The sequence below is a fragment of the Brevibacillus sp. B_LB10_24 genome (assembly GCF_046036945.1).
Lineage (GTDB): Bacteria > Bacillota > Bacilli > Brevibacillales > Brevibacillaceae > Brevibacillus_C.
Genome location: NZ_JBJQOQ010000018.1, coordinates 1 through 20,564, shown reverse-complemented (window position 1 = coordinate 20,564; position 20,564 = coordinate 1). Strand labels below are relative to the sequence as shown.

Below are 20,564 nucleotides of genomic sequence, written 5' to 3'. Positions count from 1 at the left end.
ATGAGGACCATAGGGGATATTTCTTGAGGAGTTAACGCGTGGCAGTTGGTGCTGCGCTGGTATTGGTCATTTTTGTAGATGGCACCCCGCCAAAGCTGCGAATCAACTTGTCAACATGCCCGTCATACCGGGCAGAGGAGGTGCTGACAGCATGAGTTGCTACGCGATTCATCTCTTGAATCATCGACGGGTTGTCGGTCACGTATACCTTAAACCAGCGCGGCGAGACAGACAGAGCGTTCATACGCACTTTGGCGTTGGCCGCTTTTTTGTCTTTGGACTGGTTGTTAACGCCGACAAAGATTTCCTTATCTGTTACGAGAACAGATGAACTGTTGACACCTGGTACACTGGATGCCACATTACCCACTGCTTGCGCCAAAGCCTGACGGTCAACATATACGGTATGCGGAGCTACCGTGGTGGCCTTGAGGTGATTTCGATCCACCGTGGCATACCCCAACCGCGTGTTATAACCGCCGCGATCGGTCCCGGCAGCACCTGAGGTGCGAAGCCCGGTACTTTTGTAGATGGAGCCGTCGGTGATCGTCCTGCCAGTCGTCCCGTAGGTGGAAGTGCCATACGTACTGGGAAAGGCCGTACCGGTCGTTCCATACGTACCGCTTGTCCCGTAGGTGCCCGTAGTACCCGTCATCCCCGTTCTGCCAGCGGTAGTACCATACTTACCGGTGGTACCCAACAGTCCGGTTCTGCCGGTAGTACCCATCAGCCCGGTTGTGCCGGTGCCGTGAGTACCGGTTGTCCCATACATACCGGTAGTACCCATCAATCCGGTTGTACCAGTGCCATAGGTTCCGGTGGTTCCGATGGTGCCGTACGTGCCGGTAGTGCCCAATCCGGTTGTACCGGTGCCATAGGTTCCGGTGGTTCCGGTGGTGCCGTACGTGCCGGTAGTGCCCATCAGTCCGGTTCTGCCGGTGCCATAGGTTCCAGTCGTGCCGTATGTGCCGGCAGTGCCCGTCGGCCCGTACATCCCGGTCAGGCCGGTGCCGTATGCTCCGGTAGGACCGTAAATGCCGGTGGTTCCGGTGGTGCCGTACATACCGGTTGTCGTCGTACCTGTTCCATAGGTACTGGTTCCGTATGTTCCTCTGCCGGCTAATCCGGTCGTCCGGGTACCGTCATAAATGGCGTTTTGGACGTTATTACGGGTCGTCATATCGTTGGGACGGGGGTAGGTTAAACCGCTGGTTGCGTAACCGCCGTACGCATTGTTCCGGTACATGGCCCGACCATCGTAAGCAGTATTCTTATAGGTCGACGTACCGTAGGGCTTATTGACGTTTGGTCCGGCTGCAGGAGAACAAGCAGTTGCCAACAATGCAATCGCAGCAAGTGTACCGTAAAGCCATGTTTTTTTCATTGTTGCACCTCCTGGGTGTAGGTTGCCCGTTCGGCTGAAGGTGTTTTCGTGGGAATTTTATGTCCTGCGCCTGAAAATGTGGTAAGATGATTGCAGATTGTTCTCGCAAAAGGAGGAGCCACGTTGTTTCGTTTGCAATCTGGCACGTACGAGCTTGTTGAAGAGCATCGTGATGGATGGAATCCGGAAATATTCAAAGAACGCTACAGTGACATACTTGATAAATACGATTACATCGTGGGGGATTGGGGCTACGGGCAGCTGCGGCTGAGGGGGTTTTACGACGATGCCAACCGCAAAGTTCCCTTTGAGCAAAAAATTGCCGTCCTGGACGAATACCTGCAGGAATTTTGCAATTTTGGCTGTGCCTATTTCGTATTGCGGAAGGTGAAGTCTTCCGAGTCAGATGTTGCCGATATGTCGTTTACAAGCAGTATCGAGCCGGGTGAAACCGGGGGATCTGCCGATGAGTCTGGCAAAGGCCTTGAGCCTACAAGTCAGACCAGATACACTCGTCATCACGAACAGCGCAAATCCAACCAATTTCGCCCCCGTGAACGACAGGATGGCCCTGGCGAGCAGCGCTCCGCCTACACGGAAAAAAACGCGCGGCAAGCCCGCACAGATACGAAAGAACGCGGCGGGGTTCGGCAAGACCGAAACGGAAAAACGGAACGGACTTTTCCCAAAGAGCGCCGGGGCGGGCCTGCCAACGGTCGCGGTTTGCGAAATAAATAATAAGCAGACTCGTTCCTTTCATGTTTTGGAACGAGTCTGCTTTTTGCGAAAAACGTCTTGACGTTTTTATAAAAAAACATGGGTAACTTGCGGTTCGCGAAATGGTTATGACCGTTTTATAAGGTCAAACCCAGTCGGCCCCTTCGTCACTCTGGGCGGCAACCGATTGTGCACTTGGCTGTTGGCTTAGGCTGCCTGTTGTACGGGAGTAACCGGGGTAGCCGGGATAGCCGCCAGGGTATCCAGGAAAAGTCCCGCCGGGATAGCCGCCGGGGTATCCAGGAAAAGTCCCGCCGGGATAGCCGCCGGGGTATCCAGGAAAAGTCCCGCCGGGGAAGCCGCCGGGATAGCCGGTGCCAGGCCAGCCAGGGTAGCTGGTGCCGGGATAACTGGTGCCGGGATAGCTGCTACCAGGATAGCCAGGGTACGGAGAGGTATACCGGTCCCGTCCCCAATTGCTGTCATACATGCCTCTTCCTTGCCAATTGGTGGGGACGGCACCATAAGAACTTTCGGGGGTTGCTGAAAATGGGGATTGCACTTGTATCGACGCTCCTCACATAGTAAGTAAGTTTTGTATGCGGTATTATACGGCGGGCATAGGCATTTAGCGATTTGTCCCGCAGGAAATAGGCGCTTTACATAGAAAAGGGCCGTTCTCCGCTCATCGCGGGAACCGCCCTTTTCGTATCCTTTAGTAGATAATTCGTTCTAAAAATGCCTTCAATTCTGCCGCTTCCGCCTCGGAAATGTTAAAGGCGAATTCAAGGTAGCCCTCTTGGCGAAGGTCATCCTCGCCGATAATGGCGCTTCTGCCGTTTTGGATATTGACGACGATTTTTTTACCGTAAAACCGATTGGTCGTGAGTATGGCCAGGTCAAAACGGGTCGTCTCACCGATGAAGCTGACAAAGCGCGTTCGGGTTTCCTCCGTTTCATCGTACAAATAGTGAAAGTCATGTTCCACGGGTCCACCTACTTCCATACGAGATTAGGTTCCAGATTAGTCGGTACTATTGTAGCACATGTGGACTCGCACTGATATCACGAATCGATTCGCGTCGGCGGAGGCGGGGGAGGTGTTTGGCGCTGCTTGCGCCGCCACAGCCAAAGGAGGATGACGCCTGGGATGCAGAGCAGGATCAGAATCGGCAAGGCTCCGGCGAGAAAGATGATCAGAGCGTTGAAAAAGGTAAAGATCGCCAAAATGCTTCTGTTCAGAGCGAGCCAGGCCTTATTCCAGGTACCTTCGTCAGCCACTTCACTCAGTTTGGCCGTCCCCTTTTTTTCTGCGATGGACAGGGTAATGGTGGCAAAAGTCACGTGTTCGTCCAGATAGCGCATACGTCCCTTGATTTGTTCGATCTCTTCCTGCACCTTGCCCAGATCGTTCGATATCTTCAAGAGATCCTCGGTCTTCTTCGCCTCTGTAAGGAATTGGGTCAGCCGTTCCTCTACGATCTGCTTGGCTTTTAACCGGGAAGAGAGGTCGACGTATTCTTCTGTTACGTCCTGCCCGGTTATGGATCGCTCAGGCACCTTGACAGCCAATTTTTCGATCTCGCTCAGAAAGGATTGGTACCCTGTTTGCGGCACGCGTACGACGACGGTTCCGCCTTTTTCCTGATCGCTTTCGTAATCCTCGGCGGAGAGGATGTACCCTTGATGCCGGGCGATAGCCGCTTCTAATGCGGTGCGGGTATTCCGATAGTTCTCCACCTCCAGACGCAGATTGGCGGTGTAGATCATTTTGCGGTTGACAGCGCTTGGCGGCAGCACACCGGATGCTTCCGCTTCTGCAGCTTGGTCCCCTGCCGGGGCGGCAGCATTCTCTGACGGGCGGGCCATTTCGCCGGTATTTGCCGCCGATTGCGACTGTGCTTCGGTGCTGCCGGCAATGCTGTCCTGACCGGAAGAGGAACTGCAGGCGGGTAAAAACAGTGCGGAAAAGAGGAGCAAAGCAGAGAGCCAAAGAATCCTTATTCGTTGCTTGCCCATGAAAAAACCCCCTTAAAATCTATCTCTTGTTTTTCATGTTGACGACCAAAAAGTGGTAACGTTTCACAAAACGGATGATTGTCCCGTGTCGGTGATTTGTTATACTATTAGGCGAGAGAAAGAGGTGACTGCAAGGATGAACAGTGCCGAGGCCTTGGGAACGGGTGGCATTGTATTGCTAGCCCTAGTCGCAACCTTCGTCGGATTGTTGATGTACGGAAAGTGGGCATCGAAAAAAAGGCGGCGGTAAACGCCGGAAGGCAGGGGGAAGTTTCGTTGTATAATGTCGACACGAATAGAATAGAAGAAGTACTTGCATACATGGAGCGGTCGGTTGAACTGCTTCGCGGATTGACAGCCCGGGAGGATGCGCAGCTCATGGACGATCCTGTGGCGATGGCAGCTGCGGAACGGGGACTCCACCTTTCGCTGGAAGCGATAGCAGACGTGGGGAACGCCCTGATCGACGGTTTTATCATGCGGGACCCGGGCAGTTATGCCGATATCGTCGAGATCTTGCGCGATGAACGGGTGATTGACGACGCGGAGGCCAAGGTGCTGACTGACGTAGTGGCTTTTCGCAAACAGCTGGTGATCGAGTATACGCAGGTGCCGGCGCTCGACATGCTCCGGTTGATCCGCCGCTCCCTGGATAGTTTGGCACAGTTTCCAGTACGGGTGCGGAGCTATCTGAAAGCGGAACTGTTCTAACCCGGCCCCTATTATGAAACAAATTTCTTTGTTTAGTTTACTAAAGGGAGTGGGTAGAGTACAATGAGGTAAAAGGGTGGTGATACAAGATGCCAAATGAACAGACATCCACTCGCGATCAGATTCTTCACATGTTGAAAACCAAGGGGTCACTCCCTGTTAGTGATATGGCAGCCGAACTGGGGATTACGGAAATGGCGGTCCGACGCCACTTGAATACCCTGGAGCGCGATAATTTAATCAAGTCCACGCTGGTGCGCCAGGCTATGGGGCGCCCGACCAGTGTGTATTCACTGTCACTTCAGGCGGACGAACTGTTTCCGCGCAATTATCACGACCTTACCCTGGATTTTTTGCATGATATCCGCGAGACAGACGGTTTGGAAAAAGTCGATGCGCTCTTCCGCCGCCGGGAGGATCGGCTGGAACTGAAGTACCGCCAAGAGGTAATCGGAGATCTGGAAAGCCGCGTTACCGCTCTTGCCGAGCTGCAAAATCAGCGAGGGTACATGGTGGAGTGGGAACAGGTTGACGATGAGACCTACTATTTGAAAGAGTTTAACTGTCCGATCGCCCAGGTAGCCCGCGAGTATCAGCAGGCGTGCAACTGTGAACTGTCGCTCTTCCGGCGGGTACTGGAGGCAGACGTAGAACAGACATCCTGCATGGCCAAAGGCGGAGAGAATTGTGTCTATCGAATTAAGGCTCGGACGGAAAAAGGGGCATAATCAAAAATTGACCCACTCTTAGCGAGTGGTTTTTTTTCGTGAGGGGGAAGACAGATGAAACAGTATCAGGGCTACTTGCTCGATTTGGACGGAACCATTTACCGCGGCAAAGAGGTCATACCCGAAGCGATTCCATTTATTTCGCAGCTGCGGGAGGAGGGGACTCCATTCCTCTACTTGACCAACAACTCGTCGGCGCTTCCCGAAACGGTCGCCGAGCGGCTTACTTCCATGGGACTGCCGACGGAAAAGGAACAAGTCTATACTTCCAGCATGGCGACGGCAGCCTATCTGAGGGAGAGGGCCGATCGCGGCACCCGCATGCATGTCATCGGTGAAACGGGGCTTCGCCATGCCCTTGAAGAGTCGGGCTTTGTGCTTGCCGAAGACAATCCCGCATACGTGGTGGTGGGCATCGACAGGGAGTTCACCTATGAAAAATTGTCGGCGGCGGCACGAGCCATCCTCGGCGGCGCGGTGTTTGTGGCGACGAACTGCGATCCCGCCTTGCCGATGGAAACCGGGCTGCAGCCGGGCAACGGTTCTTTGGTCGCAGCCATATCGGTCGCCTCCGGGGCGAAGCCGATCGTAGTCGGCAAACCGGAAAAGCTGATCGTCGACTACGCCCTTGCCAAGCTGGGGACGCCGCGTGAGCAGACAATCATCGTCGGCGACAACCTCCTTACCGATATCGCTGCCGGCGTGAACAGCGATATAGACAGCCTGCTCGTCCTGACCGGATACTCAACTGCGGAGCAAGCAGCTGAAGCGGCAGCCAAGCCAACCTATATCGCCGAAAATGTATGGGCGTGGCGCGAGCAGTTGAGAACAGGCGTCTAATCTTCCAGCATAGCTGCTTCCTGGTCTTCCTCCTCCAGCCGGTGTCGGTGAGCAAGCCGGCTGGAGGCGGCGGCCGCGATCGCTCCCACCAGGTCATCGAGGAACGTGTGAACGCCGTTTTTCTTGTCGTTCAGTTTTTGCAAAATCCCGTGTTTCAGCTTATCCACGTAGCCGTAGTTGGTAAATCCGATGCTACCGTACAAATTGACAATGGCCAGGGAAAGCACTTCGTCTACCCCAAAGAGAGACTCGTCTGCTTCTAGCATTTCCTGAAGCGGGGAGAGAAGGTGTTTTTGCTCTGCCAGGATATCCAGCTGAATCCCGGTTAAAAGGGCGTTTTGCACCTCGCGCTTTTTCAGGACCGCCTGAACGCTTTCCATGCACTGTTCATTGGACAGGTTCGGGATGTATGATTCTTGTAAAAAGTGGACAATTTCCGCAATTGCCTCTATGGTGACTCCCCGCTGTTCCAGAAGTTCAACCGCTTTTTTGTAGACCACCTGGCTATGTACATGTTTTTCAGCCATAGACAAAACTCCTCTCTGTTCGCTACACAAGCTAGTATCTGCTCTGTTCCTTGCCAGATATCCGCCGGATGGCGAAATAGGCACCTATCCCGCCCAGCCAACATACGATAATCAAGCAGAAGCGCTCCAATGGGAACGCAAGCTGGGAGGGAACAATATGGAAGATATACTAAACATACTCCAATCGTCGTACGGATTGCAAATCCAAAACTACGACGACATTGGCGGTCAAACCCTGCTGGAGACAGATCACGGACTGTATTATTTCTACAGTTATCCGGCTGGGTACCGCTCAAAACGCAAGTTTGTCGAACGGGTGAAAAAGCATCTGGAAACCACTTCCGGTTTTATCATTTTACCGTTTGTCGAGACACAGGGCAAACAGCCATTTGTGACAAACGAAGATGAATTGTTTTTCCTGCATCCCGGAGTGCGGGAGGCGGTCCTTGAAGATCCCGCTTATCTTACCGGTCAAGCGCTGGCCGAATTTCATCAGGCAACAGTCACGTTGCCCAAAGATCGCCTGTCTTCGTCTTACGTGTCGCTGGGGACGTGGCCTAACACGTGGAAAAAGCGCCTTGGCGGCTACGATCAGTATCGGGATGAGGTGGATGGAAAACGCGGCGTTATTCAGCCGTTTGACGAATACCTGCTCAAGTCCTACAGTTACGTGTCGGCGCTCGGCGATACCGCGGTCCGCTATTTGAACGGTACAGGATATCAACAGATTGCCAAACAGACTCCCGCCTTGGGCAGGATTGCCTACCAGAATTTTGACAAAGGGTATATTCTCTTTGATGAGGGCGGACAGCGTTACCTTGCCGGTCCGTACAGCTGGGTTGTCGATATGCGTTCAAGGGACATCGGACAATGGATCAAGGCGAGGATTTGGGATGACGGCTGGAATGCAGGGGACACGCTTCGTTTTCTCGATGGTTATAACAGTGTAGCTCCGCTGCTTCCCGAGGAATATCCCATGATCTACGCATTGCTCTTGTATCCGGGACGGTTTTTGCGAATGGTGGATCTGTATCACGGGCTGCCGCTGGAAGAGCGGGAACAGCTGTCAACGGAGGCCTGGGAGACGGGTGCCGAAGAAGAACTGATGGCGATGGAGCGGGCGATTCGGGAATTTCCTTTGCTGCTCCGGGAGTCCTACGGGATCGAAATTCCGGTTGTGGAGTGGTTTCACAGGGAGCCGATCGGACAGGCGTGAGATTCTGAAACACCGCAAACCCGCCAAAAGAAAACAGCCTCGCCCAAGCAGCGAGGCTGTCATTGGCCGATAGGAATTTATAATTGTGTCCTATCGATATAAGTGGCCGGCTAACAGCGCCCCGTCCTGGGGCACCGCCGGCACTAGCACATCCTGTACGTCGCAGCTAAGGCTCCGCCAAAAAGCTCGGCGGAGCCAAGTTTTCTAACTGAATCAGAAAGTATAGACTTCAAGGATTCGCTTCCTGATTCAGCAAGAATAACCTACCGCTAAAACGCGGTCGCTCATCATTGAATTGGCCTCGATAGAGGTTTTCTTATATTAGAATACTTGTTGTACTTCTTTAATACCGGGAATTTCTTCGAACAGTGCGCGCTCGATACCTGCTTTAAGCGTAATGGTCGAAGAAGGGCAGCTGCCGCATGCACCCATGAGACGCAGTTTGACAATCCCGTCCTCGACGTCGACGAGCTGCACGTCACCGCCGTCGCGCTGCAGGAACGGACGAAGTTTATCCAATACTTCCTCTACTTGTTCCATGATGGACATCGCTATTTCACTCCTTTTCGTACAACATACCTCTATTATAATCCTGAACCCTGTAGAAATCCATGTGTTCGGACACTTTTGCAGCCTGGTTCCAAATATTGGGGAGCGACTAAGGCGGCAGTGTACCTTCATACAATAGGATAATGGTATAATGAAACATGATAGGGGGGCTAATCAACGTGAAGGTCTACAGCAACGTCAAAGAGCTCATTGGAAATACACCCATTGTGGAGATCACCCATTTTGATCTGCCGCAAAAGGTTCGTCTCTTTGCCAAGCTGGAGTTCTTTAATCCGGGCGGCAGCATCAAAGATCGCCTGGGGGTGGAGCTGATTCGCGCTGCCGAGGCCAGCGGCGACCTGAAGCCCGGCGGAACCATCATTGAACCGACGGCCGGCAATACCGGAATCGGTCTGGCACTGGCAGCCGTGGGGACCGGATATCGCGTCATTTTTTGCGTCCCGGATAAATTCTCCGAAGAAAAGCAAGAGCTGATGAGAGCCCTTGGAGCCGAGATCGTCAACACTCCGACGCAGCAGGGCATCAAGGGGGCGATCGCCAAGGCAAAAGAGTTGGCCGAATCGATTCCCGATGCATACGTTCCCCAACAGTTTGCCAATCCGGCGAATCCCGATGCCCACTACAAGACAACGGGACCAGAGATTTGGAAACAAATGGATGGGAAAGTAGACATCTTTGTCGCCGGTGCTGGTTCTGGCGGCACGTTTATGGGAGTTGCCCGGTATCTGAAGGAACAAAACCCGGCAATCAAAACTGTCATTGTCGAACCGGAGGGCTCCATCTTAAACGGCGGGGAGCCGGGGCCGCATAAAACCGAGGGGATCGGTATGGAGTTTTTGCCGCCCTTTATGGACCGCGGCTGCTTCGATGCCATTCACACGATTGCCGACGAAGAAGCGTTCAACTTGGTAAAACAGCTGGCTGCCCGCGAAGGGCTGTTGGTGGGAAGTTCGTCCGGGGCGGCTCTTGCGGCGGCGCTTCGCGAAGCCGAAACGGCACAAGCCGGAGCGTCGATCGTGACGATTTTTCCCGACGGAAGTGAACGGTATTTGAGTAAAAAAATATACCAGGGAGGTATTTGATCCATGCGGTTGAAAACGCGTTTGATTCACGGTGGCATTGAAGGGGATCCGTTGACCGGAGCCGTGTCTGTGCCGATTTATCAGGTAAGCACGTACAAGCAGGAAGCGATCGGGAAACACAAAGGATACGAGTATTCGCGGACCGGCAATCCGACGCGGCACGCCTTGGAGACGTACATAGCAGAACTGGAAGGAGGGGCAAGGGGATTTGCCTTTGCCTCAGGCATGGCCGCGCTCTCCTCCGTCCTGTCCCTGTTTAATAAGGGAGACCATATTATCGTTGGAGATGACGTGTACGGGGGGACGTACCGCGTCGTCGCCCGCGTCTTTACCCGGCTTGGGTTGGAGGCTGACTTTGTCGATACGGGTGATCTGGCTGCCGTAGAGCGGGCGATCCGTCCAAATACGAAAGCGATCATCATCGAATCGCCGACGAATCCGCTGCTGAAGGTGACCGATATCGCCGCCATCGCGAAGATTGCCCGGAATAAAGGGGTGCTGCTGGCAGTGGACAACACCTTTATGACCCCGTACTGGCAAAATCCGCTCGATCTGGGTGCCGACATCGTCTACCACAGCGCGACCAAGTACCTTGGCGGCCACAGTGATGTCGTCGCCGGATTGGTCGTCACGAAGACGAATGAGCTGGGAGACGAGCTGCATTTTGTGCAAAATGCTGTCGGCGGGATTCTCGGCCCTCAGGATTCATGGCTGCTGCTGCGCGGAATGAAAACGCTCGGGGTTCGCATGGAAGAGCACGAAGCCAACGCCAGGGCAATTGCCGAATGGCTTGCAGAGAGAAGTGACATCTCTCGCGTCCTCTATCCGGGATTGCAGAGCCATCCGGGACACGAACTGAGCAAAAAACAAGCCCGCGGCTTTGGCGCAATGATCTCGTTCGATGTGGGAAGCGCCAGCCGTGCAGAAGAAGTGCTGACCAAGGTGAAGTACTTTACGCTGGCTGAATCGCTTGGCGCGGTAGAAAGCCTGATCGGCTTGCCGGCCAGGATGACGCACGCTTCGATTCCGCCTGAGCGGAGAGCCGAGCTGGGAATCACTGACGGTTTAATTCGCATCTCTGTCGGGATTGAGGACGTGGAGGACCTGATAGAGGATCTGGCGCAAGCACTGAAATAGGACTTCATCAGCTTGAGGGAGCGGAGGAAGCAGAAATGAGTGTAGAGATCACCGTTTACGGAACGGAGCAGCTATGCGCAAGCTGTGTCAATTTACCCTCCGCCAAGGAGACGGCAGCCTGGCTGGAGGCAGCGCTCGAACGAAAATACCGGCGGGATTCCTTCGTTGTCAGATATTGTGACTTCCAAAAAGTCGAATCACCGGAGGATCAAGCTTGGGCACGGCGAATAATCGAGGAAGACTTGTGGTATCCGCTTGTCGTAATTTCCGGGGAAATTGTCGGAGAGGGCAACCCGCGGTTAAAAGACATCGGCGCCAAACTGGAATCACTTGGCGTACAGCCTGTTTGAATAGAAACTAAATAGAGAAAGCCGCCTTCATTCCATGTGGGCGGTTTTTTGTTCTACTTTCGGAAAGTTCAATTTCCTAAGGCTTTCGCTATTTGACTTGGCGATAAGCCAAGTTTTGCTAACAAGATAAGAAAGTATAACTTCTTGAGATGGCTTCCTTATCCTGCATGAAAGGCATCCGCTAAAGAAGGACCGGCTTCTTCGAAAGGGCTTCTTTTAGAAGCCTTTCTTCTGTGGACCGCTCGTTCTACTTCCCATGTACGACTCATATACTTGGTCGATAACGCAAAAAGAGGGAGGATGAAGGTCGTTATGGAACAGCGGTTGGCGAGATATTACGAGTTGAAACAGCTGCAAAAGGAGATTGAAGAAGAGCTGGAGAGTTTGAAAAGGGAATTTTTGGATGAATATACTGGTCCTTGCAGTGTTGAGGCAGGCGACTACAAGCTGAGCATCACTTTGCAAGAACGGCGGGACTATGACGACAACCGGCTGTTCAACGCTCTTCCCGACTCCAGCATTTGGCGGCTGCTGTCCAAGGCTGACGCGGGAAAAATCGGCAGCATGTTAAAGGTACAGGTCATCAATGAGGAAATGCTGGCCGGCACCTTTGAGGTTCGACACGTCCCGTACCTGCGGGTGCAGAAGAGGTAAGGGTCGAAGCAAAAGTCGAAATCAGGCAAATAATCCTTCTCTTTCGTGTGAATTGCCTGCAAAAAATGGTATAATAAGCAATCGCCTATATGTTGGCAAAAGATCAGGTAAGGGAGAGGAAATCAATTTGTTTGGTAAAAGAGCCTTGCCAGCCGCAAGTGTAAAACCACTGCAGCATACTGACATCACCGCCACGGAGCTGCTGCAGCAGAAGTTGTACTTTTTGCAAATTTCCAAAGAAGATGTTCAACATCTGGGCAAAGTGCAGGATCTCATGGATGAATACGCCGAGCGTATCACCAAGAGGCATTACGAGCTGCTGGCCCAAATACCGGCGATGCGGCAAATCATCGACGATCACAGTTCATGGGAGAGGCTGCACGCAACATTTGTGGAATACCTGAAATCGGTTCCCCGCGTTGCTTTTGACGAGGAATACATTCGCAGCCGAACCAAGGTGGGAGAGGTCCACAGCCGGATCCAACTGGCGCCGGAATGGTTTATCGGGGCGTTCACGAGAATCTACGAGTACCTGGTTCCGGCTGTTTTGCACAGATTTCACAACGTGCAGGAGGCGGGCGGAATCCTCTTGGCACTAAACCGGGTACTGACGCTTGACGCCCAAATCGTGCTGGAAGCGTATCAGGAGGCCCATGAGTTCAAGTTCATCGAGACAAACAGCCAGATCATTGAAGAAATCGTGCAAATGGACAAGGTACAGCCATTATTGGCCGCCGTCGATACGACCATCCGCGAAGCGACAAGCGTAAGCGCCGCTTCCGAACAGTTGTCGGCGTCCGTTCAGGAAGTAGCCAACAATGCCGTACAGGTCGCCGAGAAGACCGACGTACTGATCAAGCAGGCTCGGGAAGGGCAGGAAATCATTCACCATTCGCTGCAAGGCTTCGCCGATATGGTGGATGACTTTAGCGAAACCCGTGAACGATTCGGCGTGCTTCGCCAATCGATTGAGCGGATTACCGAGGTGACCCAGTTTATCCGGCAGGTGGCCGACCAGACAAATCTGTTGGCGTTAAACGCAGCGATTGAGGCGGCGCGGGCGGGAGAGGCTGGACGAGGGTTTTCTGTCGTGGCCGATGAAGTGCGAAAACTGGCCGAACAATCGCGCAACTCGGTTGAGGATATCACCGAAATGATCCAAACGGTCCATCATAGCGCGGGCGATGTCGAACAGAAGTCGCAAGAGATGGCGGAGCGGATGCAGCAGCGAGTCGAACAGAGCGGCAAGGCGATCGACAGTCTGGATGCCATCATGGAGCAGGTGATTCACATCGGAGACTTGATGAGCAGCACTGCCGCGATTGTCGAACAGCAATCCGCAGCTACGCAGGAAATTACGGAGCGGATGAGCGAGGTGCTCACCCAGACCGAACTGATCAAAGAGCACGCGGTGGAGACGGGGGAAGACCTCTACGACATTAGCGTAAAGGTGAACCAACTGCGCTTGAAATCACTGGATTACTTCACGCATCTGGGCAATGTCCAATTGATTCGGGTGGTCAGAACAGACCATATCTTGTGGAAGTGGTGGGTGTACAACAGCATCCTCGGGTTCCACCAGTTGAACCCGGCCGACGTTGCCGACCATCACGCCTGCCGCCTGGGCAAGTGGTACAAGCAGTACAAAGAAAACCCTGCGATTTCCGCGCTGCCTTCGTTCCAGGTATTGGATCAGCCGCATCGGCGCATTCACCAGTTGGCTTTTGAGGCCACCGAACGGCTGGCTGCTGGAGATAAGCAAGCAGCCTTGAACCTGCAGAGACAGGTAGAGCAGGTATCCCAGGAGGTCGTCTCCCATCTGGAATCCCTGCAGCGTGAACTGCGCAAGCACTAATAATGGAGGCGGTCCGCCGGCTGGCGGGGGGCAAACCGATTACTCCCGTCTCAGCCTCGCATCCAGGATGAACGGGCCAAAGGGAATGATCGAAGCGAGGAACGCCCCCAGCACCCGGAGGATCGACCAGCGGTGCGCAATGGTTGTCTGAATCACGGCAAGCAGATAGAGGACAAAGAAGATGCCGTGAAGCCAGCCGAGGACTTTGACAGGCTCGGGAAAACCGGCGATGTACTTGAGCGGCATGGCAAATCCCAGCAGCAGGAGAAAAGAGATTCCTTCTATGTATCCGATCAAACGCAGTCGTCCAAGGGAAGTTTTTAACATGATACGAAACCTCCTCATTGAAAATTGAAATCATTATGAGTATAACTGATCCTTCGTGGGAAGAATGGTGCGATCCTTGACGAAAGTTTGGATTTTTCCGCGTTTGACGGGTCCCGGCTTACGGAAGTAAGGAAGAACGCAAAGAAGGCTGACGGCATGACCGCAGCCTTCTGCTTTTTAGGAGAAACTTACTCGAAGGGTTTCTGTATCTCATCCAAGGTGTTTTTTGTACATCCAAAGGACACCGCTCTTCAGTACGCGCGGCATCGATCCAACGAGGGAAATTTTCCCCATAACGCCAAATCCTTCCTTTTTCCCCAGCGAGCCGAGCGTTCCTTTCAGCTTGAAGCCGGGAAGGCCGGCAGGAAGCGCCTCGCCTTTCATTTCGGCCTTAAGCACCAGGGCAATTTGATCACCCTGTACTTCCGCCAACTGGGCGCTGGGAGCGTACGGCAGGCTGGCGCAGTCCCCGACGACATACACGTTGGAGTAATTCGGAATTTGATGGTATTGGTTTAGAATGACACGGCCGGAATTGTCGTGTTCGACAGGCAGGTCGCGGACGATCCGGTTTGCCTGAATGCCCGCTGTCCAGACGATGGCATCGCTCGCCAGCGGCTGGTCGTGGTTGTAGACGACACCCTGTTCCACGCGGTTGACCTGGGCCATGGAGACGATCTGTACATCGTGCTCGATGAACCACTGCGAGGCGTATTCCCGCAGTTTTTTGGGAAATGGGCTAAGGATGTTCTCGCCGCGGTCCAGGATGCGAATGTTCAGGTCGGAGCGTGATTCGCGCAGTTCCGAAGCCAGCTCGACTCCGCTCAGCCCGGCACCGACGATCGTGATTTGACCATACGGTCCTACGTTGTTGACCGCCTCGTAGGTTTTGCGTGTCGCCCCCAACGTCTGAATGGAGTGAGTGAATTGATCCGCACCGGGAATGTTGTGATATCGGTCTTCGCAGCCCAGCGCAATCACTAACCAGTCGTATTCAAGCGTATCACCGCCAGCAAAATGAACAGAGCGCTGCGTCAGGTCGATGTGCATGACCTCGCCGTGCTTAACATTCAGGCGGGGATCACTTGGAAAAGGGACGCGCACAGCATGTTCCGGTTCCGTTCCGGCGGCCAGCGCGTAGTATTCCGTCTTTAACCCGTGAAATGGCATTCTGTCCACAAGCGTGACGAATACGTCGTCGGGAAGTTCATTGGTGAGCATCCGTTCAGCTACCCGCACTCCTCCGTATCCGCCACCAAGGATCACAAGTCGTTTCATAAAAAGTCTTGTCCTTTCTTAGCGTCCTGATAGTAGTACCCCTTTTATTTTTAGCACTCCTAAATAAAATTGCAAGCACAATCTTTCCCTTGTCCCTTCCAAAACCTGGCCGATGCTATGCTCCAACATCTTCTATACTGGATTTTCGCGCGGATCGAGGTAAAATAGTAAAGGATGGGCAAAGGAAAGACAGGTGATAAAAAACATGAAACCTTTGGTAGAATTTTGCGCCAGCAATGCCTCATCCTATACCCAGTCTGTCATCGAGGCATTGGAGCAGGATCCGGACCTGGATGTCGACGTAGTGGAGTACGGCTGCCTGGGACATTGCGGGGAATGCTACATGGGTCCCTACGCATTGGTAAATGGTGATTTTGTAAGTGCTGCCACAGCAGAAGAGCTGCTGGAAAAAATAAAAGCCAAAATTCGCGAAGACGAAGAAGCATTTGGAAAAGACTTTCCGTTTTAGGAAGGTCTTTCTGCTTTTTCCTTAAACATGATTTTAAGCAAGGGCGGAGTGACCAGAGTAGTCACAATCACGACGATGATCGTGGATGTAAAGTACTCCGGCCTCAGCAGCTGGGCTTCGAGGCCGATGGCTGCGATGATCAGGGCAACCTCTCCGCGGGAGATCATCCCGGCTCCGATCCCCAGTGCGGAATGCGTGCTAAATCCGGTCAGTTTGGCCCCCAAACCGCAGCCTGCTACCTTGGTGACGATCGCGATCAAGGAGAGGACGACAATGAACCAGAATTGCTCGCCAATCCCGCTAAATGTAACGGAGAGGCCAATGCTGACGAAAAACACCGGAACGAAGACGCCATAGGCAATTGGTTCCAATTTGTGAATGACTTCTTCCTTGTAATTGGTCTGGGCAATCGCGACGCCGGCTGCAAACGCACCGATAATTCCGGCAATCCCCATCGTTTCCGAGTAAAATGCAAAGGAAAAGCACAGGATGAGCGCTGCGCTGATCACAGCTTCCGTCACTTTTAATGGTGCCAGCCAACGCATGACCAACGGGACGAGCTTCCAGCCGATCAGCAAAATGGAGGCGAAAAAGATGACCTTCTTCCCGATGACCAGCCACAGGCTGACATCTTGGGCACCCAACATGCTCATCACAAAAGCGAGCAAGATGACGACCAGGACGTCATCGACGACAGCAGCACCCAGGATCGTCGTTCCTTCCCGGGAGCTGAGCCGTCCCAAATCACGCAGCGTCTGAACGGATATGCTGACAGAGGTAGCACACAAGAGCAAGCCCACGAACACTGCATGTGTCTGTTCCATGCCCCACATCAGGCCCATTGCGTATCCGCCGAGAAAGGGAAGGATGACACCTCCGACCGCAACCGCCAGCGAAGCGTTGCGATTCCGGTTGAGCTCGTGAAGATCAGTCTCCAGACCAGCCAAAAACATCAACAGAAGAACACCAATTTGGCTCAATTGATCGATTAGTTCGGAGCCTGTTATCCAGCCGAGGACGGCAGGTCCGATGATGATCCCGATGATCAGCTTGCCCAGGACGGCGGGCTGTCCAAGCCGGACGCTGATGTCACCGGCCAGTTTGGTGCTAAGCAGGATAAGTGCGAGTTCAAAAAAAAGAGTCATAGATTCCCCCTCAGGTAACAGTTATAGGCCTAGTAAGGTTTACGGAATCATGAGTTATAAAGATTCGCTTATTTATGTCAAACTAATGACAAAATTAGCATTGGCTAATATGTCAGCCTGCCTGCAAACGAAGGCGCAAACCCGCTGTTAACCCGAAGTTATTTTTCTTCGAACGAAATAAATCATCCGTGCAGCGGCACAGGGGTGAAGCGTTCTAATGACTTTCCTGAATATTGGCAACCGAATGCCGTATAATTGTTATAGCTTGGCAAATCCCGTCCCCGTGTACTTTTGCCCAATCGGTTTGAGAATGAAAGGAGAGGTAAGCATGCAGATCAACGCATCGAGACTGGCGGAACACTTTCAAACACTTGCGAAAATCGGTCAAATAGGCGAAACAGGAGTGTGTCGCCCGGCGTTGTCACCGGTAGAAAAGGAAGCGTTTCGAGCAGCGAAGCAATGGATGGAAGAGGCAGGCATGCAGGTTCGAATAGACCATTTTGGCAACCTGATCGGACGTCTGGAGGGGAAAAATCCGGAAGCTCCGGTTTTGATGATCGGTTCTCATCTGGATTCCCAGCCTTATGGAGGCCGCTTTGACGGCGTCGCGGGGGTTCTCGGGGGGATCGAAGCGGTCGCCACTTTGCATGAGGCGGGAATCGTGCCTGAACGGCCGATTGAAGTCGTCTCCTTTTGCGACGAAGAAGGCTGGCGATTTAACAAGGGCTTGTTCGGGTCGAGAGGGATTCTGGACAGGCTGGAGGAAGGGGAGCTGCAGCGTGCGGATAAAGACGGCATCACACGCGAGCAGGCGCTGCGGGAATTTGGCTGCGACCCGGATCGGTTTTCCGAATCGATCTACCCTCCGGGAAGCATACACGCCTATTTGGAACTGCACATCGAACAGGGGCCGATCCTTGACAAACAGGCACAGCCGGTCGGCATCGTCACAGGCATCTCCGGTCCGCTCTGGCTGACGGTAACCCTGAAGGGATTTGCCGGACACGCAGGCTCGGTACCGATGCCGCTCAGACAGGACGCGCTGGTGGGGGCGGCCGAGGTGATATTGGCGCTCAACCGGATCGTTCAGCAAGAGCAGGGGTCACCGGCGGTCGGCACGGTTGGCAACCTTCGCGTCTTTCCCGATTCACGCAACATCATACCTGAAGAGGTCGTCTTTACCATCGACCTGCGGGATATTGACCTTGATCGGCGCAAACGCTATGAACAGCAGCTTCTCGAAGTGATGGAAAGCGTCGCCGAACAGCATCGCCTGACTCTGGAGATTCGCGAAGATACCAATAGCGAGCCGCGGTATTGCGCCGATTGGATCAAGGAGATCATGCGGGAAGAGAGCCGCCAAATGGGGTTGACCCCGCCCGAGCTGATGAGCGGTCCATTTCACGATGCTCTCGCCCTGTCCTACGCCTGTGATTATGGCATGATCTTCATCCGCTGCCGCGACGGCATCAGCCATAACCCTGCGGAATATTCATCGGATGAGGATTTGGCGCTCGGGACGGAATTGCTCTACCGGACCGTCCTGGGGATGGCCGGCGGAGCGTAAAAAAACAAGCAGCCCAATTGCGGCTGCTTGTTTTTTTTCGAAGCGTTTTACTCATACTCTTTAATGACGTTGTAGAACGTGTCGCGCTCAATTGCCTTGCGCCCGGCCCCTTTGATCAGCCAGACGAGCTCGTCGACGGTCAGGGATTGCTGGGTCAGAGCGCCTGCGGCGTGGCTGATGCGTTCTTCGATCAAGGTGCCGTGCACGTCCGAAGCCCCCATGGTCAGCGCCACCTGTGTCAATTGCGTGCCGATGTTGATGAAGTAGGCCTTAATGTGCGGCACGTTGTCCGCCATCAGGCGGCTGATGGCGATCGTCTTCAAATCGTCGATAGCCGAGGTGCGGCGCTTGATGCCGGCTGAAGCTTTGATCGGCTGTACTGCAAGCGGGATAAAGACCAGAAAGCCATTTGTCTCATCCTGCAATTCGCGGATGCGGATCATGTGGATCAGCCGCTCTTCCAGCGTCTCAATCGAGCCGTAGAGCATGGTCGAGTGAGTGCGCAGCCCCAACTGATGGGCCGTCCGGTGAACTTCCAGCCAAAGGTCTGTGGAAGCCTTTTCCGGACTCATCTTTTCGCGGTAACGCTCCGTCAAGATCTCCGCACCGCCCCCGGTCAGCGATTCAAGGCCGGCGTTGATCAACTCCTGCAGCACTTCGCGGATACTGAGTCCGGAGATGCGGCTGAAGAATTCGATTTCTGCCCCAGTGTACGCCTTGATGGTCACGTCAGGGTAGGCTTTTTTCAGGGTACGTACAGTCTCTACATAGTAGTCAAAACCGACGTGCTGATTGTGTCCGCCGACGATGTGAAATTCGCGAATACCTGGTCTGAAGCGGGTCCCGACGTAATGCAGCAGCTCGTCGGTGCTCATTGTATAGGCGCCGTCTTCGCCTTCATCGCGGCGAAAGCCGCAGAATTTGCAGTGCGCTTCACAGACGTTGGTAGGGTTGATATACAAATTGTGAATGAAATAGACGTTGTTTCCGTTTTTCCGCTGATTGACGATGTTGGCCAGCTGGCCGATCGTCATCAGATCGTCTGATTGGTACAGAGCTAAACCGTCCTCCAGGCTGAGTCTTTCACCGTGAATGACCTTTTCAACAATTCCCTTAAGCGCTTCGTCCTGGGTGGTAAGAGTAAGAATGGACAACTCATTCATCTCCCTTTGTTTTGAAATCCCTCTGTATGACCTTCTGCAGTCCTTTCACTCATCTGTCATTATAAATCGCTTCGACGGGTCTCACAACACAAATAAAAACCGTCAGAATTGTCGACGAGGTTCGAAAGCGGGATGTTCCGGCAAGTTTGTGGATGCCCCTTAACTTTTGTATAATTGTTGTAACAGCAACGAAAAGCGAAAGACAGTAAAAGGAGGATGAATAAATGAGAGAGTCGCTGCTTGAAAAAATCGAACACCTTCGACAGCAAATGATGGAAATTGCCGCGGAATTCGGCATGGATCATCCAGATGTCCTCCGGTACAGTCAAGAGATCGATAAACTGCACAATATGTTAATGGAGCTGGAGAACGCAGCCAGAAAGAAGCCGCATAGGCGGGCGACAAACAGCTTGTTTATTCTGGAGGTACAAGCCGCCTTTGCGTAAGGCACACGGGTACCTTGTTGATTTGGCGTTTTCCTTGTATACTAATGAGGTAGGGCCGTAAACGAATCAAGGCTTTGTTGAAGGCTGTACACGAGGAGGGATAACGATGATTCATTTGACTGAAACAGCCGGCACAAGGGTAAAGGAATTGCTTGCCGCTGAAAACAATCCAAACCTCTTTCTGCGTGTAGGGGTTCACCCGGGTGGTTGCAGCGGGTTTACTTACGGTATGGGATTCGACGAAGAGATGCGCGAAGGGGACCATACGATCGAAGAACAAGGCATTAAGATCGTCGTTGACGCTGACAGCTTTAAATACATCAAAGGCACCGAGATCGACTACAAGGAATCGATGATGGGCGGCGGATTCACCATTCAC

24 protein-coding genes are annotated in these 20,564 nt (G+C 53.3%); 14 read left to right on the top strand and 10 right to left on the bottom strand.

The window, feature by feature from the left end:
• Positions 1-31 precede the first annotated feature (31 nt).
• Positions 32-1,384 (bottom strand): YhcN/YlaJ family sporulation lipoprotein, encoded by a 1,353-nt coding sequence (locus ACI7RC_RS16485; RefSeq protein ID WP_408109328.1) that lies wholly within the window; start codon positions 1,382-1,384, stop codon positions 32-34.
• Positions 1,385-1,507: 123 nt separating this feature from the next.
• On the opposite strand from ACI7RC_RS16485, the gene ACI7RC_RS16480 reads away from it, so the two are divergent.
• Positions 1,508-2,122 (top strand): YutD family protein, encoded by a 615-nt coding sequence (locus tag ACI7RC_RS16480; RefSeq protein ID WP_408109327.1) that lies wholly within the window; start codon positions 1,508-1,510, stop codon positions 2,120-2,122.
• 124 nt (positions 2,123-2,246) lie between these two features.
• On the opposite strand, the gene ACI7RC_RS16475 is transcribed toward ACI7RC_RS16480, so the two are convergent.
• The 3 genes from ACI7RC_RS16475 to ACI7RC_RS16465 form a co-directional block, all read right to left on the bottom strand.
• Positions 2,247-2,591, bottom strand: a complete 345-nt coding sequence (locus tag ACI7RC_RS16475; RefSeq protein WP_408109326.1) for a hypothetical protein — start codon at positions 2,589-2,591, stop codon at positions 2,247-2,249.
• Positions 2,592-2,816: 225 nt separating this feature from the next.
• Positions 2,817-3,107 carry a DUF3055 domain-containing protein gene (locus tag ACI7RC_RS16470; RefSeq protein WP_408109325.1) on the bottom strand — a complete coding sequence of 97 codons (291 nt, stop codon included), beginning with the start codon at positions 3,105-3,107 and terminating at the stop codon, positions 2,817-2,819.
• A gap of 59 nt (positions 3,108-3,166) precedes the next feature.
• Positions 3,167-4,120 (bottom strand): DUF4349 domain-containing protein, encoded by a 954-nt coding sequence (locus tag ACI7RC_RS16465; protein ID WP_408109324.1) that lies wholly within the window; start codon positions 4,118-4,120, stop codon positions 3,167-3,169.
• A 276-nt stretch (positions 4,121-4,396) separates the two neighbouring features.
• Here ACI7RC_RS16465 and ACI7RC_RS16460 point away from each other — a divergent pair, with 276 nt between their 5' ends.
• The 3 genes from ACI7RC_RS16460 (at position 4,397) to ACI7RC_RS16450 (ending at position 6,399) form a co-directional block, all read left to right on the top strand.
• Positions 4,397-4,831: a DUF86 domain-containing protein gene (locus ACI7RC_RS16460; RefSeq protein WP_408109323.1), complete on the top strand. Its 435-nt coding sequence runs from the start codon at positions 4,397-4,399 to the stop codon at positions 4,829-4,831.
• Positions 4,832-4,920: 89 nt separating this feature from the next.
• A complete protein-coding gene (locus tag ACI7RC_RS16455) occupies positions 4,921-5,559 on the top strand; it encodes a helix-turn-helix transcriptional regulator (RefSeq protein WP_408109322.1) in 639 nt (212 codons plus the stop codon).
• A 54-nt stretch (positions 5,560-5,613) separates the two neighbouring features.
• Complete coding sequence (locus ACI7RC_RS16450; RefSeq protein WP_408109321.1) at positions 5,614-6,399, top strand: TIGR01457 family HAD-type hydrolase; 786 nt, start codon at positions 5,614-5,616, stop codon at positions 6,397-6,399.
• On the opposite strand, the gene ACI7RC_RS16445 is transcribed toward ACI7RC_RS16450, so the two are convergent.
• The gene (locus ACI7RC_RS16445) at positions 6,396-6,926 is read right to left on the bottom strand and encodes a phosphatidylglycerophosphatase A family protein (protein WP_408109320.1); all 531 of its coding nucleotides are present in this window, start codon (positions 6,924-6,926) and stop codon (positions 6,396-6,398) included. The two genes, ACI7RC_RS16450 and ACI7RC_RS16445, sit on opposite strands and share 4 nt — an antisense overlap.
• A 157-nt stretch (positions 6,927-7,083) precedes the next feature.
• On the opposite strand from ACI7RC_RS16445, the gene ACI7RC_RS16440 reads away from it, so the two are divergent.
• Positions 7,084-8,142, top strand: coding sequence for a hypothetical protein (locus tag ACI7RC_RS16440; protein WP_408109319.1), 1,059 nt, complete (start codon positions 7,084-7,086; stop codon positions 8,140-8,142).
• A 321-nt stretch (positions 8,143-8,463) separates the two neighbouring features.
• On the opposite strand, the gene ACI7RC_RS16435 is transcribed toward ACI7RC_RS16440, so the two are convergent.
• A complete protein-coding gene (locus tag ACI7RC_RS16435) occupies positions 8,464-8,691 on the bottom strand; it encodes a NifU family protein (RefSeq protein ID WP_019121441.1) in 228 nt (75 codons plus the stop codon).
• A gap of 179 nt (positions 8,692-8,870) precedes the next feature.
• On the opposite strand from ACI7RC_RS16435, the gene cysK reads away from it, so the two are divergent.
• From cysK to ACI7RC_RS16410, 5 genes are all read left to right on the top strand, one after another.
• Positions 8,871-9,794: a cysteine synthase A gene (gene cysK / locus ACI7RC_RS16430; protein ID WP_408109318.1), complete on the top strand. Its 924-nt coding sequence runs from the start codon at positions 8,871-8,873 to the stop codon at positions 9,792-9,794.
• Between the two features lie 3 nt (positions 9,795-9,797).
• Positions 9,798-10,931 (top strand): bifunctional cystathionine gamma-lyase/homocysteine desulfhydrase, encoded by a 1,134-nt coding sequence (locus ACI7RC_RS16425; RefSeq protein WP_408109317.1) that lies wholly within the window; start codon positions 9,798-9,800, stop codon positions 10,929-10,931.
• Positions 10,932-10,966: 35 nt separating this feature from the next.
• Positions 10,967-11,281 (top strand): YuzD family protein, encoded by a 315-nt coding sequence (locus ACI7RC_RS16420; protein WP_408109316.1) that lies wholly within the window; start codon positions 10,967-10,969, stop codon positions 11,279-11,281.
• 312 nt (positions 11,282-11,593) lie between these two features.
• Positions 11,594-11,935, top strand: coding sequence for a hypothetical protein (locus tag ACI7RC_RS16415; protein ID WP_408109315.1), 342 nt, complete (start codon positions 11,594-11,596; stop codon positions 11,933-11,935).
• 127 nt (positions 11,936-12,062) lie between these two features.
• Complete coding sequence (locus ACI7RC_RS16410; protein ID WP_408109314.1) at positions 12,063-13,790, top strand: methyl-accepting chemotaxis protein; 1,728 nt, start codon at positions 12,063-12,065, stop codon at positions 13,788-13,790.
• A 39-nt stretch (positions 13,791-13,829) separates the two neighbouring features.
• On the opposite strand, the gene ACI7RC_RS16405 is transcribed toward ACI7RC_RS16410, so the two are convergent.
• Together ACI7RC_RS16405 and ACI7RC_RS16400 are read right to left on the bottom strand one after the other, a co-directional pair.
• Entirely contained in the window at positions 13,830-14,117 is a 288-nt protein-coding gene (locus tag ACI7RC_RS16405; protein ID WP_408109313.1) for a DUF3817 domain-containing protein, read from the bottom strand.
• Between the two features lie 210 nt (positions 14,118-14,327).
• Positions 14,328-15,395, bottom strand: a complete 1,068-nt coding sequence (locus ACI7RC_RS16400) for an NAD(P)/FAD-dependent oxidoreductase (RefSeq protein ID WP_408109312.1) — start codon at positions 15,393-15,395, stop codon at positions 14,328-14,330.
• Between the two features lie 205 nt (positions 15,396-15,600).
• Between ACI7RC_RS16400 and ACI7RC_RS16395 the strand changes: the two genes are divergently transcribed.
• Complete coding sequence (locus tag ACI7RC_RS16395; protein WP_408109311.1) at positions 15,601-15,864, top strand: YuzB family protein; 264 nt, start codon at positions 15,601-15,603, stop codon at positions 15,862-15,864.
• Here ACI7RC_RS16395 and ACI7RC_RS16390 read toward each other — a convergent pair.
• The gene (locus tag ACI7RC_RS16390; RefSeq protein ID WP_408109310.1) at positions 15,861-17,009 is read right to left on the bottom strand and encodes a cation:proton antiporter; all 1,149 of its coding nucleotides are present in this window, start codon (positions 17,007-17,009) and stop codon (positions 15,861-15,863) included. The genes ACI7RC_RS16395 and ACI7RC_RS16390 overlap by 4 nt on opposite strands.
• Positions 17,010-17,337: 328 nt before the next feature.
• On the opposite strand from ACI7RC_RS16390, the gene ACI7RC_RS16385 reads away from it, so the two are divergent.
• Positions 17,338-18,576 (top strand): M20 family metallo-hydrolase, encoded by a 1,239-nt coding sequence (locus tag ACI7RC_RS16385; protein WP_408109309.1) that lies wholly within the window; start codon positions 17,338-17,340, stop codon positions 18,574-18,576.
• A gap of 47 nt (positions 18,577-18,623) precedes the next feature.
• On the opposite strand, the gene mqnE is transcribed toward ACI7RC_RS16385, so the two are convergent.
• Positions 18,624-19,739 (bottom strand): aminofutalosine synthase MqnE, encoded by a 1,116-nt coding sequence (gene mqnE, locus ACI7RC_RS16380; RefSeq protein WP_408109308.1) that lies wholly within the window; start codon positions 19,737-19,739, stop codon positions 18,624-18,626.
• 224 nt (positions 19,740-19,963) lie between these two features.
• Between mqnE and ACI7RC_RS16375 the strand changes: the two genes are divergently transcribed.
• A complete protein-coding gene (locus ACI7RC_RS16375) occupies positions 19,964-20,185 on the top strand; it encodes a Spo0E family sporulation regulatory protein-aspartic acid phosphatase (protein WP_408109307.1) in 222 nt (73 codons plus the stop codon).
• Between the two features lie 106 nt (positions 20,186-20,291).
• Positions 20,292-20,564: HesB/IscA family protein (locus ACI7RC_RS16370; protein ID WP_408109306.1), on the top strand; the 273-nt coding region annotated here is incomplete at its 3' end.